This is a genomic window from Psychrobacillus sp. INOP01 (genome assembly GCF_018140925.1).
GTDB lineage: Bacteria > Bacillota > Bacilli > Bacillales_A > Planococcaceae > Psychrobacillus.
Window position 1 is genome coordinate 2839700 of sequence record NZ_CP073315.1, and the last position, 14835, is coordinate 2854534.

The 14835-nt window shown below is 39.1% G+C and carries 13 protein-coding genes and 1 riboswitch; of the genes, 11 read left to right on the forward strand and 2 right to left on the reverse strand.

Going from position 1 to position 14835, the window contains the following annotated elements; all coding sequences use genetic code 11:
• Nucleotides 1-144: 144 nt before the first annotated feature.
• Nucleotides 145-2211: a transglycosylase domain-containing protein gene (locus tag KD050_RS14250; protein ID WP_211892999.1), complete on the reverse strand. Its 2067-nt coding sequence runs from the start codon at nucleotides 2209-2211 to the stop codon at nucleotides 145-147.
• Between the two features lie 168 nt (nucleotides 2212-2379).
• On the opposite strand from KD050_RS14250, the gene speE reads away from it, so the two are divergent.
• Both speE and speB read left to right on the forward strand, forming a co-directional pair.
• The gene (gene speE, locus KD050_RS14255; protein WP_211893000.1) at nucleotides 2380-3213 is read left to right on the forward strand and encodes a spermidine synthase; all 834 of its coding nucleotides are present in this window, start codon (nucleotides 2380-2382) and stop codon (nucleotides 3211-3213) included.
• Nucleotides 3214-3217: 4 nt separating this feature from the next.
• Nucleotides 3218-4090: an agmatinase gene (speB, locus tag KD050_RS14260; RefSeq protein WP_211893001.1), complete on the forward strand. Its 873-nt coding sequence runs from the start codon at nucleotides 3218-3220 to the stop codon at nucleotides 4088-4090.
• Between the two features lie 737 nt (nucleotides 4091-4827).
• Here speB and KD050_RS14265 read toward each other — a convergent pair.
• Nucleotides 4828-5910, reverse strand: coding sequence for a diguanylate cyclase (locus KD050_RS14265; RefSeq protein ID WP_211893002.1), 1083 nt, complete (start codon nucleotides 5908-5910; stop codon nucleotides 4828-4830).
• A 215-nt stretch (nucleotides 5911-6125) separates the two neighbouring features.
• Here KD050_RS14265 and KD050_RS14270 point away from each other — a divergent pair, with 215 nt between their 5' ends.
• The 9 genes from KD050_RS14270 to KD050_RS14310 all read left to right on the forward strand — a co-directional run bounded on the left by KD050_RS14270 (nucleotide 6126) and on the right by KD050_RS14310 (nucleotide 14829).
• Nucleotides 6126-6545 (forward strand): YwiB family protein, encoded by a 420-nt coding sequence (locus KD050_RS14270; protein WP_211893003.1) that lies wholly within the window; start codon nucleotides 6126-6128, stop codon nucleotides 6543-6545.
• Entirely contained in the window at nucleotides 6546-8213 is a 1668-nt protein-coding gene (argS, locus tag KD050_RS14275) for an arginine--tRNA ligase (RefSeq protein ID WP_211893004.1), read from the forward strand.
• Nucleotides 8214-8315: 102 nt separating this feature from the next.
• Complete coding sequence (locus tag KD050_RS14280; RefSeq protein ID WP_211893005.1) at nucleotides 8316-8537, forward strand: hypothetical protein; 222 nt, start codon at nucleotides 8316-8318, stop codon at nucleotides 8535-8537.
• A 65-nt stretch (nucleotides 8538-8602) separates the two neighbouring features.
• A riboswitch (cobalamin riboswitch) is annotated at nucleotides 8603-8743 on the forward strand.
• Nucleotides 8744-8872: 129 nt separating this feature from the next.
• Nucleotides 8873-9841 (forward strand): ABC transporter substrate-binding protein, encoded by a 969-nt coding sequence (locus KD050_RS14285; RefSeq protein WP_211893006.1) that lies wholly within the window; start codon nucleotides 8873-8875, stop codon nucleotides 9839-9841.
• 4 nt (nucleotides 9842-9845) lie between these two features.
• On the forward strand, nucleotides 9846-10829 hold the full coding sequence (locus tag KD050_RS14290) for a FecCD family ABC transporter permease (RefSeq protein WP_370627233.1): 984 nt from the start codon (nucleotides 9846-9848) through the stop codon (nucleotides 10827-10829).
• 2 nt (nucleotides 10830-10831) lie between these two features.
• The gene (locus tag KD050_RS14295) at nucleotides 10832-12301 is read left to right on the forward strand and encodes an adenosylcobinamide amidohydrolase (RefSeq protein WP_211893008.1); all 1470 of its coding nucleotides are present in this window, start codon (nucleotides 10832-10834) and stop codon (nucleotides 12299-12301) included.
• Nucleotides 12302-12303: 2 nt separating this feature from the next.
• Nucleotides 12304-13263, forward strand: a complete 960-nt coding sequence (gene cbiB / locus KD050_RS14300) for an adenosylcobinamide-phosphate synthase CbiB (RefSeq protein ID WP_211893009.1) — start codon at nucleotides 12304-12306, stop codon at nucleotides 13261-13263.
• On the forward strand, nucleotides 13250-14326 hold the full coding sequence (locus tag KD050_RS14305; RefSeq protein WP_211893010.1) for a pyridoxal phosphate-dependent aminotransferase: 1077 nt from the start codon (nucleotides 13250-13252) through the stop codon (nucleotides 14324-14326). The genes cbiB and KD050_RS14305 overlap by 14 nt, the downstream gene beginning before the upstream one ends.
• The gene (locus tag KD050_RS14310; protein WP_211893011.1) at nucleotides 14299-14829 is read left to right on the forward strand and encodes a bifunctional adenosylcobinamide kinase/adenosylcobinamide-phosphate guanylyltransferase; all 531 of its coding nucleotides are present in this window, start codon (nucleotides 14299-14301) and stop codon (nucleotides 14827-14829) included. Before KD050_RS14305 ends, KD050_RS14310 begins: the two co-directional genes overlap by 28 nt.
• Nucleotides 14830-14835: the final 6 nt, after the last annotated feature.

Below are 14835 nucleotides of genomic sequence, written 5' to 3' on the forward strand. Positions count from 1 at the left end.
TACAGAAAGCCAAGCTAAGAAAAAGCTTTCTATTACCTAAAATAGGTAGTAGAAAGCTTTTTATTATGTTCTTTTATGATTCCTACGATTTTTAATGCATCAAGCAAGTATTGATCCTATCCAATGGATTCTCCATTTTCTCTCTTATTCGAATAAATTAAAAGGGAAGATAGACCAAGGGGCAGAGTCTTCCGAATTGTCCTCAAAAGTTTGCTGCTTCAATTTGGGATCGGTGCAAAGCTTAGTTGGGACATCTTTTTTCTTCAAGTAGACTAGTCGCTGTTTTTTACAGGCAGATGTAGCGATCCCACCCGTTTCTATATCGACTATAACGCCCTGCACACCATCCGGCGCAATAAAAGGCTCGACTGGGAGTCCTTGATGAACAGCTTCCATAAATTCAATCCATACTTGTTTTGTTACTTGCCTTGCCTCTGCGTCACTCACTTGTTTACCTTGATCGTACCCATTCCATACAGCTGCTGTTAACTGAGGGGAGTAACCTATCAAATATTGATCGGTATTTGTAGTCCCAGATTTAGCAGCATAAGGTCTCGTTTGTTTAGCTCGAATACTAATTCCTGTAGCTGGAGAGTAATCGTTGAAAACTGGGTCGAACATGCCTGTGAGTAGATGCGATAATATAAAAGAGTCTTGTTCGCTTAATACCTTTTTCCCTTTTACGTCGTTTATCTCTATATCATAAATGACGTTGCCGCTATTATCCGTTATTTTAGTAATGTACGTAGGTTTTTTCTGGATGCCTCCAGCGGATATGGTGTTATAAACTTTTGTCATTTCTAAAAGGGAAACTTCCGTCGTTCCAAGCGCTGTAGCTGGAGTATCCTTGACGTTCATATCCAAATTAAACCTTTCTGCTAATTGTTGAAAAGGTTTATACCCGATTTCTTCTAATGTTTTAACTGCATAAATATTATCAGAAATAGCAAGTGCCTGTGCCAGTGAAATAGGGTGACCTGCAAACTCTCCGTTCACATTTTTCGGTTCATATTCCTGGCGACCGTTATCATATGTGAAAATAGTACGCTCACTTTTCATATAAGTAAGAGGGGAGAATCCATTTTCTAAAGCTGCCGCAAATAATAACGCTTTAATCGTAGAACCAGGTTGCCTTTTAGCTTGTGTAACACGGTTAAATGGGCTGTCTGCGAAATTTCGTCCACCGACCATTGCCGTTACATAACCTGTATCTGGTTCCATACTAACGAACCCTATTTGTAATTCCCCTTCTGGCATCCACTTTTCAATCATTTCTTCTGCTACTTGTTGATGCTGTTTATTTAACGTAGTTTCAATCGTCCAGCCACCTTCTTCAATACGCCGACCTTTTTCCAAGGTAATTTCTGTAGCTTCTTTCCACACTTCCTCTAAAAAGTAGGGAGCGGTTTTCTGTTTAACTAAAGAGTCCTCAGCTTTTAATACGAAATTTTCGTTAACAGCTCGTTCCCTTTGGTCAGTAGTTATCTTTTGTTGGTTTTCCATCAATTTTAGGATTAGCTGTTGGCGAGTGACTGCTTTTTCTTCATTTACTAAAGGCGAATAGTAGGTAGGGCCTTTCGGAATCCCGACTAATAACGCGGATTCTGCTAGTGTTAAAGATTTGGCACTTTTTCCGAAATAGAATCTACTTGCTGCCTCAACGCCATACATACCATGGCCAAAGTACACTGTATTCAAATACCCTTCTAGCAATTCATCCTTATCGTAGAAAATTTCTAGACGGTACGCATATAATGCTTCATTTATTTTTCGAGTCCAGGACTTTTCATGCGTTAGAAATAAATTTCGGGCGTATTGCTGTGTAATTGTACTTGCACCCTCCACTTTTTTGCCGGCTTTTATATCCTTTAAAATAGCAGAAGCAATTCGAGAATAATCAAAGCCGTGATGCTCATAAAACTCCTGATCCTCTACTGCCACAGTAGCTTGCGGTAAAAAAGGGGACATCTCCTCCAACGAAATCCAGTATCTGCGTTGCTCTTCAAAGCGATCACCAATAACATTCCCTTGACTGTCTAAAAAGACAGACGAAATTGGCACTTGAATTATAGGGGCACCAACGATTTGAGCGTATATACGGAGCGTTATTAATGCGCTGAAAAGTGCACAGCCAGCTGCTATACTTAAAAGTAACAACCTTTTCCATCGTTTAGTTCGTATGACTTTTTTTCTGTATTGAATACGCCCCATGATATCAACTCCGTTCTAATTGATGTTTTCATTAGTATGAGAACAATAGATTCAAATTAAACGGAAAAACAAAAAACTATTGCACTTTTGTCAAAAAGCACTATACTTTCAATGTATTTATTTTTTAAAATAAATAACAAAACCCATTATAGAAACGGAGATAGATAAATGGCTGGATTTTGGTTTACAGAGAAGCAAACCGAGAATTTTGGCATCACAATGAAGGTGAAACGCACTCTTCATACCGAGCAAACAGATTTTCAATTGCTAGAAATGGCAGAAACTGAAGAATGGGGAAATATGCTCTTTTTAGATGGCATGGTAATGACCTCACAAAGAGATGAATTTGTATACCATGAAATGGTGGCACATGTTCCTTTATTCACACATCCGAACCCAGAAAATGTGTTGGTAGTTGGTGGTGGAGACGGTGGAGTAATTCGTGAAATTATGAAACATCCAAAAGTGAAGAAAGCTACACTTGTTGATATAGATGGAAAAGTAATTGAGTACTCAAAAGTATACTTACCAGAAATTGCTTGTGAATTAGAAAACCCACGCGTAGATGTTCAAGTAGGTGATGGTTTCATGCATATTGCAGAATCTGAAAATGAATACGATGTGATCATGGTAGATTCTACAGAACCAGTAGGACCTGCAGTAAACCTATTTACAAAAGGCTTCTATGCTGGAATTTCTAAAGCATTAAAAGAAGACGGTCTATTCGTTGCACAATCGGACAACCCATGGTTTAAGGCAGATTTAATCCGCCAAGTGCAAAAAGACGTGAAGGAAATTTTCCCAATAACAAATATGTATTTGGCGAACATTCCAACATATCCAAGTGGGCTATGGTGCTTTACTATTGGATCTAAAAAGTATGATCCATTACAAGTTCCAGACGAGCAATTCTTTGATATTGAAACAAAGTATTACACAAAAGAGCTTCACAAAGCGGCTTTTGTGTTGCCGAAATTTGTGAAAGACCTTGCAGGAGAGTAAGTCTATGCGATTTAGTGAAGAATACTCAGGAAATGTATTTATAAAAAGTAAGCAAAATTATGAAGAAGCACAGGCAGTCATCTACGGTATGCCAATGGACTGGACGGTAAGCTATCGTCCAGGCTCACGCTTTGGTCCTGGGCGTATCCGTGAAGCTTCAATTGGCTTAGAGGAGTATAGCCCCTATCTTGATCGCGAGTTAGACGACGTGAACTATTTTGATGCGGGGGATATTCCACTACCTTTTGGTAATGCAGATAAAAGCTTAGAGCTAATTGCAGGTTTTATCCGTCAATTATTGCTAAACGGGAAAATTCCAGTAGGTATGGGTGGCGAACACTTAGTGTCATGGCCTGTCATGAAAACGGTCGCGGACAACTATGACAATCTTGCGATTATTCATATGGATGCACATACAGATTTACGTGAGGAGTACGAAGGAGAACCGCTTTCACACTCCACACCAATCCGTAAAATCGCCGAATACATCGGTCCTAAAAACGTCTACTCATTCGGAATCCGTTCTGGCATGAAAGAAGAGTTCGACTGGGCAAAAGAAAACGGCATGCAAATTCATAAATTTGAAGTATTAGAGCCTTTGAAAAAAGTCCTTCCAACACTAGAAGGACGTCCTGTCTATGTAACAATCGACATCGACGTACTCGACCCAGCACACGCACCTGGAACAGGAACAGTAGACTGCGGAGGAATAACAAGCCGCGAGCTACTAGCTTCCATCCACGCAATTGCAAACTCCGGGGTAAACGTAGTTGGCTTCGATTTAGTAGAAGTAGCACCGAACTACGACCCGTCAGAACAAACAGTAAATACTGCTTCGAAGCTTCTAAGAGAAATGATCTTAGGATGGGTTAAATAGAAAGCATAAAAACGTGATGTCCTAAGGGCGTCACGTTTTTTGGTTTCAAAAATATGAGTTCCACCTAAAATTGGAGAATTTTCCTGCACAAGTAATATGATGTCAAAAAAGATTTAGACTGTTGATTTCCGTTGTAGGCGGACGCTTTCCGCGGGGTGAGCGATGAGCCATCACCGCTACGCGTTGTGATGGCTCACCTGTCTCACTCATCCCGCTGGAGTCGCCGCCTTTCACTTCAATCAAATTCGAATAACTCTCCTATTGGAAAACGCATGTATGTTGTTCACAATGTTGAATGATATGCTTGCGTTTTTATTTGAGTCAATTTCATAATGAAGTAATTAGTATTAAAATCCGAGCAATGTTGAATTACGCTCCAACGCCCCTTCATGTTTCAAAGCTAGTGTAGTAATGCAGAAACAAGTGGACGCTTTCCGAGGGCACTTCTTCAACTACGCATGAACCTCCAAGATGGTCGCTAACGCTCCTTGACACATGCTTTCGAAAATTGCTTGCTGCCTGAAAGACCGTACAAGACAGACGCGGTGTTTGATTGATTAAAATCGAAAACATTCGCCTGAAAGTAAGATCAAATGGATATTTACCCATGAGTCAAGTATTGATATTTCGCTCTTTATTTAACCTATTTCAATTATCGTTTTTATAATACAGAATCGGTTCAATTTTTACTTAATATCTACTTACTAACGAAAGGGACATAAAAGCTTATATTCACACTATTTATCTTGATTGATATGCACTACTTTATTTCTTCCTGAAGTTTTAGCCAAGTAAAGGGCCTCATCTGAAAGTTTGTATAATTCATGAAATGTTACTGCATTCTGTGGGAAAGTACTAATACCACCCGAGATAGTGATATCTAGTTTTTCGCCTGATGAGATTTGAAACACATTTTTTTCTATTGCTTGTCTAATAAGATTGGCAATTTCTAAACTCTTTTTCTCTGTAGTATTTGGAAGGAGGACGGAAAACTCTTCGCCTCCATTTCGAGAAACAATACCTCCAAAGTGATTACTAGTATCTTTTATGCGAAATGCTAATTCTTTCAAGACTTCGTCACCAACAGGGTGTCCGTATGTATCATTTACTTTTTTGAAATAGTCAATATCTAGTAATAGGAGTGAAAATACTTCATTTTTCAATAAAAGATCTTGGGTATATTCTTGGAATTTCCGGTTATTATTCAAACCGGTGAGGTAGTCTGTTACAGATATTTCCTCAATATGCCTAATCTTTTCAAAAAGGTAGCTAAGTTGTTTTAAAATGACGAAAATAATTGAAAACGACACGATTGAATACAAGATAAAACTAATTATGGCAATCCATGTTTCAAATTTCCAGTTGTCTAAGAAGCCTATTACAAGAGAAGTTTGTACAATTGCATATCCAAAAAAGTAGGAGACATTTTGAAAGGTCATCGTTTTCTTCCAACTCCAAACACCAATGACCAGACCCACTATAATGGTGCTCGTTCCCGCAATTAGCGCACTTGTAGAATAACCATACACAAACAAACGGAACAATCCAATAATTGTTCCGCTAATAATAGTTGCAAATGGTCCTCCTAGGACACCAGATAATACAATAACTGCCAATCTTCCATCCATAATAACGAAATCAGAAATATTTATTGCTGTTAACATTAATAAACAACCAGTTAATCCGCTTAGCAATCCAAGAATATATGGATTATATTTGGAAGATGGAATATAAACATTTAGCCTATTTTGAAATGGTATGTAGGTAAGAATTGCAAAAGTAAATAGAATACAAAAGTTAATAATAAAGTCAATAAGCAATATGGTCACCTCTTAAAATATCTTGGTCTATTATAACCTTTTGGGCATGAATAGTGTATGACTTTTTGATGGAAAAGTTGTCACAACCATAAAACTTAAGATATAATATGAAGGTTATATTAAAATATATAGATAGTGTGAATTATCTTCATATCGTGAGTAATAATCGATTTTGGGGAATCATATACACAAAATTTCTACAAAGGATGATAGGCATGTCTACATCATTACAAAAGATAGTAAATATACGGTTACTTTCCGCGATTCGTCATCCGAATGTTCAAGAAGAAACGATCAACTTAGAAACAAAGGGCACTTTAACACTAAAAGGTAATCAGTATTATTTAGTTTACGAAGAAATGCAAGATGAAAAAATTATTCGAACAACTGTGAAGTTAAGTGGAAAGACCGCCTTGATATTACGTAGTGGTGGAGTTAAAATGCGTTTGCCGTTTGAACGTGGAGAGCTTCAAACAGGAAGCTATGATACACCATATGGCACATTAATGATTACTACAAATACGAAGCACTTACATTTTGAAGACGGTCATTTTCAAATTGAATATGAGTTAATCATAAATGATGAAGTTGCAGGTACATATACATTAGAACTAATTTATACGGAGGCGGAATAAATGAACGCAGTAGAAAAGCTACAACAATCCATTAAAGACGCATTACAACAAGCAATAATGAAAGCGGAACTAGTAACAGAAGAGCAAATTCCAGCTATTCAACTTGAAACACCAAGAGACAAAGCAAATGGAGATTACGCAACAAACATTGCGATGCAACTAACAAAGCTTGCGAAAAAGAATCCTCGACAAGTGGCAGAAGCAATCGTAGAAAATCTTGATATGTCAGGAACAATGATGGAGAAAGTTGATATCGCAGGTCCTGGATTCATGAATATCACGGTTCGTAAAGATTACTTACAGGATGTAGTAAAGGCTGCCTTAACAGAAAAAGAAAAATACGGTCGTTCAACTTCAGGTGCTGGAGAAAAAATTCAAGTGGAATTCGTTTCTGCAAATCCAACTGGTGACTTACATTTAGGGCATGCACGTGGCGCATCTGTAGGGGATTCTCTATGTAATGTACTTGACTTTGCTGGATTTGACGTTGCACGCGAATATTATATTAATGACGCAGGAAACCAAATTCATAACCTAGCTATTTCGATTGAAGCTCGTTACTTCCAAGCTCTAGGTTTAGAAAAAGAAATGCCAGAGGGTGGCTACCATGGGCAAGATATTATCGATATCGCTGCAGCTCTTGTTACAGAGCATGGCGATAAATTCGTATCAATGTCAGATGAAGAGCGCTATAAAGCATTCCGTGCGCACGGACTAAAAGTAGAGCTTGCTAAACTACAACAAGACTTAGCTGATTTCCGCGTTGGATTTAATAACTGGTTCTCAGAAAGCTCTTTATATGAGAACGGCAAAATTGAAGTTGCCTTAGATAAATTACGCGCAAATGGTCATATTTTTGAAGAAGAAGGAGCTACTTGGTTCCGTTCTACTACATTTGGAGATGACAAGGATCGCGTACTTATTAAAAGTGATGGCTCTTTCACGTATTTATTGCCAGATATCGCATACCATGAAGATAAACTCGTTCGTGGATTCGACCAACTGATAAATATTTGGGGAGCAGACCACCATGGCTACATCCCGCGCATGAAAGCGGCGATTGAAGCACTTGGATACGAACGTGAAAAGCTAGAAGTATCAATTATTCAAATGGTTCAATTATATAAAGACGGCGAAAAAATGAAAATGAGTAAACGTACAGGGAAAGCTGTAACAATGCGTGAGCTTGTGGAAGAAGTAGGGCTAGATGCAGTACGCTATTTCTTCGGTATGCGTTCAGGTGACTCACATATGGACTTCGATCTAGATTTAGCTGTTTCTCAATCAAATGAAAACCCAGTGTTCTATGCACAATATGCACATGCACGTATTTGTTCGATTTTACGATCAGCAGAAACACAAGGAATGAAAGTATCGACGGATTCACTTGAATTATTGCAAAGTGAAAAAGAATTAGATTTACTGAAAAAAATTGGTGACTTCCCACAAATAGTTGCAGATGCTGCAAAACTTCGTGCACCTCACCGTATTGCAATTTACATCCAAGAATTAGCTACGACATTCCATAGCTTCTATAACGCAGACAAGGTATTAAATGCCGATAATCTTCCACAAACAGAAGCACGTCTGGCGCTTGTAACAGCAGCACGCCAAACAATCGCAAATGCATTACGCCTGCTTGGTGTCTCTGCTCCAGAACAAATGTAAAAATACTTCTTTTAACGCTTCGACTTCGGTCGAAGTGTTTTTTTGTCGTTTGGAGATGTATAACTCACGGTAGATGTTCATCAAAAGGCATTATTAGCGATAATGAGAGCAACAGGTTCGGTATTATGGGCTACACTATTCATAATTTCTAGTATTATTCTTGTTCAAGTTCCAGTAGCGTATATGTTGTCTCATTTTACAGATATGGGTATCAAAGGTATACGGCTTGCATATCCGATTGTGTTTATAGTCAATCTAATCGCGCAATATTTGTATTATCGTTTTAATAGGAAACGAAAATTATTAATGACAATATTAGAATAATCTTTCAGAAAATTTGCTAGTCGACAGGTGAATGATTTCATGTATAATGAAATCGATGCATCAATAATAATTTTTAACATAAAGGTGCTTGCTAATAAACTAGCAAGTTAAAAGGGAAGCTGGTTCAAATCCAGCACGGTCCCGCCACTGTATATGATAGGGTTCTATCATGAGTCAGAAAACCTGCCTTTATGAGTCTACACATTAATACCTACGAGGATAGGTTTCGTGTAAGTCGGCTTGGCAATTGGTAACCTCGCAGATTTATACCTATTCTATCTCTTGTTCATTGGACGAGAGTTTTTTTATTTTTGAGAATAATGGGGGAAAAGCACATGAAGAAATTATGGCAATTATGGATGACATCCGCGCTTGCAGTATTATTGCTAGTAGGATGCGGACAAAAAGAAGAAATACCTATCGCAGATAACGGCAACGCACAAGAGGAAGTAGTTGTAGATGAAACAACTTTCCCATTAACAATGACCGATGCAGTTGGTAATGAAATTACATTGGAAGAAGCGCCAAAAACGATCGTTTCTATGCAACCAAGTAATACGGAAATCTTATTTGCACTTGGTTTAAATGATGAAATCGTTGGTGTTAATGATTACGATAATTATCCAGAAGAAGCACTTGAAAAAGAGAAAATCGGTGGTATGGAATTCAATGTAGAGAAAATCGTATCAATGAACCCGGATATCGTATTTGCGCATGAGTCTGCCCTAGGTATGGGTGAAGCTGGATTACAACAAATTCGCGATGCAGGCGTGAAAGTTTTCGTAGTGAAAAATGCAACGGACTTCAATGAAACATATACAACAATTGAGCAAGTTGGTCGTGCTACTGGCAAATTTGAAGAAGCACAAAAAATTGTAGAAGACATGAAAGCAAAAGTAGAAGAAGTAAAAGAGAAAGTGGCAAAAGTTGAAACAAAGAAAACAGTATTCGTAGAAACTTCAGATGTTCCAGAAATTTATACACCTGGTAAAGGGACATTCATGCAAGAAATTTTAGATATGGTGAATGCTGAAAATATTGCTGCCGATCAAGAAGGCTGGTTTATAATGGAGCCAGAAGAAATTGTTAACCGTAATCCGGACGTAATTATAGTGATGTATAGCTATGTCGAAGGAATTGTGGATAGTGTGAAAGCTCGTGATGGTTTTGATTCTATTACGGCTGTGAAAAACAATGAAGTTATACAAGTAGATGAAAACCTAACAAGTCGTACAGGTCCGCGTCTTGCAGAGGGGTTAGAAGAAGTAGCAAAAGCAATTTATCCAGAGGCTTTTAGTGAGTAAAGCCTTGATCGGCTACATCTTGTCCATAGTTGCACTATTAGTAGCAATTTGGCTTGGTGTATCGGTCGGATCCGTAAAGGTACCGATCAGCACATTATGGGATACGGGAGCAGATGCAATCGCGACCAATATCGTTTGGAAAATTCGCATGCCACGTGTTGTGCTTGCAGGGCTAGTTGGTGCATCACTAGCCATTGCAGGTGCTGCATTTCAAGGGTTATTAAAAAATCCGCTTGCCGATCCTTATACGTTAGGAGTGTCGTCCGGTGCCTCAGTAGGTGCCGTGGCTACGCTCTTTTTCGGTATTTCGGTGCCATTTTTAGGGATATTCACGTTACCAGTTTTCAGTATGATTGGTGCTCTAGTTACAATGTTACTCGTTATTACTTTTGCAAAGCTAGTCGACCGTGCGATGAAAATGGAAACAATAATTTTGACTGGTATTATTTTTAGTTCTTTTTTAGGTTCTGTAATTTCGTTGATGATAGCACTGACAGGGGAAGAATTGAGACAAATCATTGGATGGCTACTCGGAAGTGTATCGATGAGGGGCTGGAGCTTCGTGCAAATGGCTTTACCGTTTGTAATTATTGGTACCTTTTTATTGTGGTTAAATAGAAGAGAGTTAAATGCGATGCTATTTGGAGAAGAGCGAGCAAAGCATTTAGGGGTCAATGTGAAACAACGGAAAATGATGATTTTAATCGGCGGTTCCATGCTGACGGGAACGGCGGTCGCTGTATCTGGAACGATTGGATTTGTAGGACTAGTCGTTCCACATATGACGAGGCTGCTATTTGGCTCAGATAACCGACATGTGTTGCCGCTAAGCTTTATAAATGGTGCAGCTTTATTAATCATTTGTGATTTAGTATCTCGAACGATTATTTCGCCAACGGAGCTGCCAATTGGTGTTATTACGGCATTTGTTGGGGCACCAGTCTTTGCATTTATTTTCTTTAGACAACGAAAAAAAGGAGGCATTTAACTATGTTACAAGTGGAAAATGTATCGGGTGGTTATGATCGCAATCTAATCGTTCAAAACGTCTCTTTTGAAGTAGGAAAAGGTGAAATGCTTGGAATCCTTGGTCCAAACGGAAGCGGAAAATCCACCTTGCTAAAAGTAATAAGTGGAATATTACATCTGGAGTCTGGGAATGTCCTTATTGATGGGAAATCGTTAAAATCGTATACATCAAAAGAACTTGCGAAAAAAATGGCCGTTCTACCACAATTACATAGTCATGCATTTTCACACTCTGTGAGAGATACGATTGCACTTGGTCGTTACCCCCATCAAAGTGGATTGTTTTCGTCTTGGTCGGATGAAGATGAAGTTGCGGTTACCGAAGCGATGAAACTAACGGCGATGGAAAGATACGAGCATCAAATGCTGGACCTTTTGTCAGGTGGGGAGCAGCAACGCGTATTTGTTGCCCAAGCACTTGCACAACAAGCACCTCTACTTCTCCTAGATGAGCCGACTAATCATCTAGATATTGCACATCAAAAACAATTACTTGATACGATTAAAACACAGGCCATTGAAAAAGGAATCACCATTATTAGCGTATTTCATGATATTAATCTCGCCTCTCTATACTGCGATCGTCTGTTATTAATGGATCAAGGAGTGGTAAAAGTAATAGGAGCACCGCATGAAGTAGTGAAGAAAGATCAAATTGAAGCGGTGTATCAAGCTCGTATTAGTACAAATCCACACCCGGAACGCCCAAAGCCTCAAATTACGATTCTTCCGGATGTAAATGAAAAGCTGGATGAAGAACTAATCACAGTAGATAATTTTCAGGTTACGGGTGAACTAGTTATTTTTCAAGCCCAAACCCAACTTAAAACATGGTCATCAGCAGTGATTAACGCAGGAAGTGGATGGTATAAAAACTTCGTCAATAGAAGGGTGGATGCCAACTACGCTTGTGATAATGTACAAAGAGAAATGCTTGAATACTTGGCAAACCAAGGGTTTTCAGAAGCAGATACAGTAGGAATGATGACTGCCGTCAATACAACAGATGCTGTCATTAAAGAGTATGATACACCTTTTGGAAGCATCGTCATTATGATAACAGCGGGAGTAGGGAACGCTGTGGACGTTTCCAAAGCATATGAAGTAGAAATGCTTCCTGCAATTGGGACTATTAATACTTGGATAATTGTAAATGGAGAACTCTCCGATGAAGCTTTTATTCAATCGGTTATTACAGCAACTGAGGCAAAAACAAAAGCACTTGCATTTGAACAAGTAAAGGATCCTCGTACGGGAACAATTGCTACTGGTACATCAACCGATAGCGTACTAATAGCGGCGACACAAAAAGGTACTCATATTCCATATGCTGGCCCAATTACGGAAATAGGCAAAAAAATCGGATTTGGTGTGTATGAATGTACAGTGGAAGCTATTCAAGTCTATAAAAAAGCAAAAGGCTGGGAATAGGTATGGGTCCACATATAATTGCAATAGCGATAGGCTTAATAATGGATCGAATAATTGGCGATCCACCGAGCTGGCCACATCCAGTTAAATTTATCGGAACACTTATTTCTAAGCTGACAGCATGGTTGAATAAAGGGAAAGCGCGCAAGGTAAAAGGTTTTTTTCTCGTTTGTATAGTCGTCGGTATAACATTCTCCGTCACATTAGCAATTCTAATAGGTGCGTATTCTATTCAGATGTGGGTCGGAATTGCAGTGGAAAGTATACTAATCGCATCGGGCCTTGCACAGAAAAGCTTAAGAGAAGCAGCGATGGATGTGTACAAACCATTGATAGCAAAAGACTTGCCGTCCGCTAGAAAAAAGCTTTCATGGATTGTCGGCCGAGATACAGATAAATTAGATGAAAAAGAGATTACGCGCGGGGTTGTGGAAACAGTATCGGAAAATATTAGTGATGGTATAACTGCCCCACTTTTTTATGCATTTGTGTTCGCTGGTGCTCCTGGACTTTGGGCATATAAAGCGATAAATACGCTCGATTCAATGGTTGGTTATAAAAATGAAAAATACGAAGACTTCGGATACGCAGCCGCAAAGCTGGATGACATTGTGAACTATATACCAAGTCGTTTGACTGGCTATCTCATCATGCTCTGGGGAAAAAAAGAAAGCGGGTTACCTTTTAGTAGACGGATGAAAGGCTGGTGGCAGGATGCCAAAAAACATCCAAGTCCAAATAGCGGCTATTTGGAAGCTGCGACCGCATATCAGTTAGGCATTCAGCTTGGCGGCATCAATACATATAAAGGAGTCGTTTCTAACCGTGCACTCATGGGAATAGGAGAGGTTCCATTATCGCCAAACCATATATTAAGCACCATCTCTCATTTGAATACGGCTGTAGTTCTATTTTGGCTGTCGATGATGGTCATAGGAGGGATTTTGTTTGGCATTACCTAATCACGGAGCAAATGCTCATCACGTATATGAACGACTTGGGATTGAAATGCCTAAAATGGTTATTGACTATAGTGAAAATGTGAACCCGATAGGACCACCTGCATTTGTGTATGAAAGATGGTCTGCTTATGCACATTTAATCACAAAATATCCAGATCCACTCGGAGAACCGTTCTTATCGGCAGCAGCAAACTATCATAATATATCGATTGAAAATGTGATTGTTGGAAATGGGGCAGCGGAAATATTCGCAAGCCTTGCAAAACGATATGAAAATAAACGTGCAGTATTAATTCATCCAACTTTTTCGGAATATGAAGCAACACTAACTCCTTACAATGTGTACATAAAGGAAATAATCGCAACTGGGAAAGTCCCTTTGGACGAAGTGCTCGATGAAGTAGAGTTTGCAGAAGTGATTTACATATGCAGACCAAATAATCCGACAGGGTATTTAATACCATTAGAAGAAATTATTCAAATAGCAAAATATGCGAAACGATATAAATGTGAAGTAGTATTAGACGAAGCTTTTCTCGATTTTATAGATGAGAAAGAATCATTCATCCCATATTTAAAGGATTTTCCAAACGTTATTGTCGTACGCTCGATGACGAAAATGTATGCAATACCAGGTATTCGGCTTGGGTACGCGCTGGCTAGTGAACTAATCGTTAACGACATACGTTATAGAATGCCACATTGGAATAGTAATGCGATTGCGACGACAGTTGGAGCAGACTGTTTGCAGGAGGAAGATTACCGAATTCAAACAATTGCATTCGCAAAAGAAATGCGTGAACAAATGACGACGTTTCTAGAAAAATGGAACTGCATTGTATTACCATCTACGACTAATTTTCTCTGTTTTCAACTGTGGGATCCTGCTCGTTCAAAAGGGTTTTTCGAGTATTTACTAGCAAAAGGGTGTGTACTTAGACACACAGAAAACTTTAAAGGGCTAGACGGAAAATGGTTTCGGGTAGGAATGAAAGAAAGTTCCCAAATGGAGCATTTGCAAAAGGAGATGACCACATGGTTCGTGGAAAACTTGTCTTCATAACGGGTGGCGTGCGCAGTGGGAAAAGTAGCTTTGCTGAACATTACTTAATGGACGAGCAGGCAAAACGAAATGTGTATGTCGCTACTGGCGTTGCTGTGGATAGGGAAATGAAAGAGCGCATAAAAAGGCATCGGGACGACCGTGAAAATTACTCAGTCGAATGGGTTACAATCGAGCAGCCGCGTAATTTTGAACAAATCATTTCTCAAATCCAACAAGAGGACGGGATCTTATGGGATTGTGTCACCACGTGGCTAGCCAATGAACTATACGACGGGCAAATGGAGAAAGTAGAACAGCAGCTATACGAGACAATTGACCAGTTATTAGAAAAAGCTAAAGTAGTCGTCATTGTTTCGAATGAAGTGCTCGATGAACCAATATCAACTTATGAGTATACAGCTCTGTATCAAGCGTGGATTGGGCGAATCCATCAAAAGCTTGTAGCTAAGTCGGATTACGCTTTCGAAATGGAATATGGCTTCAGTCATCAGTGGAAGTGAGGGATA

Coding starts and splice junctions, on each gene's coding strand:
- KD050_RS14250 (WP_211892999.1), bottom strand. CDS start 2,211: ATGGGGCGTATTCAATACAGAAAAAAAGTCATACGAACTAAACGATGG.
- speE (WP_211893000.1), top strand. CDS start 2,380: ATGGCTGGATTTTGGTTTACAGAGAAGCAAACCGAGAATTTTGGCATC.
- speB (WP_211893001.1), top strand. CDS start 3,218: ATGCGATTTAGTGAAGAATACTCAGGAAATGTATTTATAAAAAGTAAG.
- KD050_RS14270 (WP_211893003.1), top strand. CDS start 6,126: ATGTCTACATCATTACAAAAGATAGTAAATATACGGTTACTTTCCGCG.
- argS (WP_211893004.1), top strand. CDS start 6,546: ATGAACGCAGTAGAAAAGCTACAACAATCCATTAAAGACGCATTACAA.
- KD050_RS14280 (WP_211893005.1), top strand. CDS start 8,316: ATGAGAGCAACAGGTTCGGTATTATGGGCTACACTATTCATAATTTCT.
- KD050_RS14285 (WP_211893006.1), top strand. CDS start 8,873: ATGAAGAAATTATGGCAATTATGGATGACATCCGCGCTTGCAGTATTA.
- KD050_RS14295 (WP_211893008.1), top strand. CDS start 10,832: ATGTTACAAGTGGAAAATGTATCGGGTGGTTATGATCGCAATCTAATC.
- cbiB (WP_211893009.1), top strand. CDS start 12,304: ATGGGTCCACATATAATTGCAATAGCGATAGGCTTAATAATGGATCGA.
- KD050_RS14310 (WP_211893011.1), top strand. CDS start 14,299: ATGGTTCGTGGAAAACTTGTCTTCATAACGGGTGGCGTGCGCAGTGGG.